Source organism: Peptoniphilus sp. oral taxon 836 str. F0141 (assembly GCF_000179335.1).
GTDB lineage: Bacteria > Bacillota > Clostridia > Tissierellales > Peptoniphilaceae > Peptoniphilus_A > Peptoniphilus_A lacrimalis.
Genome location: NZ_AEAA01000105.1, coordinates 1 through 1,456, shown reverse-complemented (window position 1 = coordinate 1,456; position 1,456 = coordinate 1). Strand labels below are relative to the sequence as shown.

General features: G+C 27.3%; 3 protein-coding genes. All 3 read left to right on the top strand.

The window, feature by feature from the left end:
- Positions 1-65 precede the first annotated feature (65 nt).
- Entirely contained in the window at positions 66-527 is a 462-nt protein-coding gene (locus tag HMPREF9131_RS08710; protein WP_009345877.1) for a polyphenol oxidase family protein, read from the top strand.
- Positions 475-792 carry a laccase domain-containing protein gene (locus tag HMPREF9131_RS08705; RefSeq protein ID WP_369744396.1) on the top strand — a complete coding sequence of 106 codons (318 nt, stop codon included), beginning with the start codon at positions 475-477 and terminating at the stop codon, positions 790-792. The genes HMPREF9131_RS08710 and HMPREF9131_RS08705 overlap by 53 nt, the downstream gene beginning before the upstream one ends.
- A gap of 164 nt (positions 793-956) precedes the next feature.
- The coding region (locus HMPREF9131_RS05530; RefSeq protein WP_009345875.1) for an ABC transporter transmembrane domain-containing protein at positions 957-1,456 on the top strand (500 nt) is incomplete at its 3' end.

Sequence of the window (1,456 nt, the reverse complement as noted above, 5' to 3'; positions counted from 1 at the left end):
TTCAAGCTCAAATAATATAAAAATTATTAAATTTATAAATTATTATTGGAAGAAGTGATGATTAAATGAATTCCGATTTTCTTGAAAAAAATGGAGTTATAAATTATATTTCAGGAAAGGAAATGTCTTTTAGAACTCAAAAAGAAGGAAATAAAGTTAAATCTTATGCACAAGATATTATAAAAAAATTAAAAATTAATCCTTATGAAATATACTCATGTAGACAGATGCACACCTATAATATTTGCTATGCCTCAGGGGAAAATGGTGATGATTATTTTTATGGTAAATATTTTGACAATACAGATGCACTAATTACTGATAAAAAGAATATAGGGCTTTTAATAAAATTTGCAGACTGTACTCCTATTGTATTATATGATAAGTCTAAAAAAGTACTTTCTATTATTCATTCAGGCTGGAGAGGAACGAGCAAAAAGATTGTTGAAAAAACTTTAATAAAGATGGAAAAAGATTTTTTCTTGTCAAAGAGAAAGCATAATAGGTTTTATTGGACCGACAATTGACCAAGAAAATTATGAGGTTGGCGAAGAGGTATATGATGCTTTTAAATCTTTTAAAAATAGGGACAGTTTCTTTAAATATAGGAATGAAAAGTTTTATTTGTCTTTAATTTCTGCTAATTTGGACCTATTAACTGAACAAGGTCTTATTAGAGAAAATATTAAGATTTCTCAAAAGTCTACTTTTTTGACAGAAAGCCTACATTCGGCTAGACGTGATAAGGAAAATTATGGTCTAAATTCTATGTTTGTTATGATGAAAAAATAAAAATAATATTGGAATAGTTTTAAATTTAAAAGGCAAGGGGAAAATACTCCTTGTTTTTTTTATTTGAATAATTTTTGAATATAAAGTTATTTTTGCTATGTATATATAAAAAATTTATCTTATAATATAAACGATAAATAATATCATTTATAAGGAGGTTTATTTTGAAATTATACAGGAAGCTATTTGCATATATGCCTGAGAGAAAAATACAAGGCATTTTGGCAGTTTTATTTACACTTATAGGAACGTGTATGCTATTTTTTGCATATTATCTGATATGGACCCTATTAAGAGATGTATTTATTGGCACTATAATAAGTGATGCGAAAAAAAGAGCTGTTGTGATTTTAATTTTATTTATTTGTCATGGACTTATTTATTTCTTAGGACTTTGGATGAGTCATTTGGCTGGATTTAGGTTAGAAACAAGGCTTAGAGAAAAAGGTATAAAAAATCTCTTAAAAGCATCACAGAGCTTTTATGACACACACAAGTCTGGTGAAGTCAGAAAAATTATTGATAACAATGTGGAACAAACTCATATGATTGTTGCCCATTTGATACCGGACCAAACTGCAGCTTTAATCACTCCAATTTTTATGGCTATCCTTGCCTTTTACTTAGATATTTCTTTAGGTATTTTCTTTCTAGTTATTGTTGG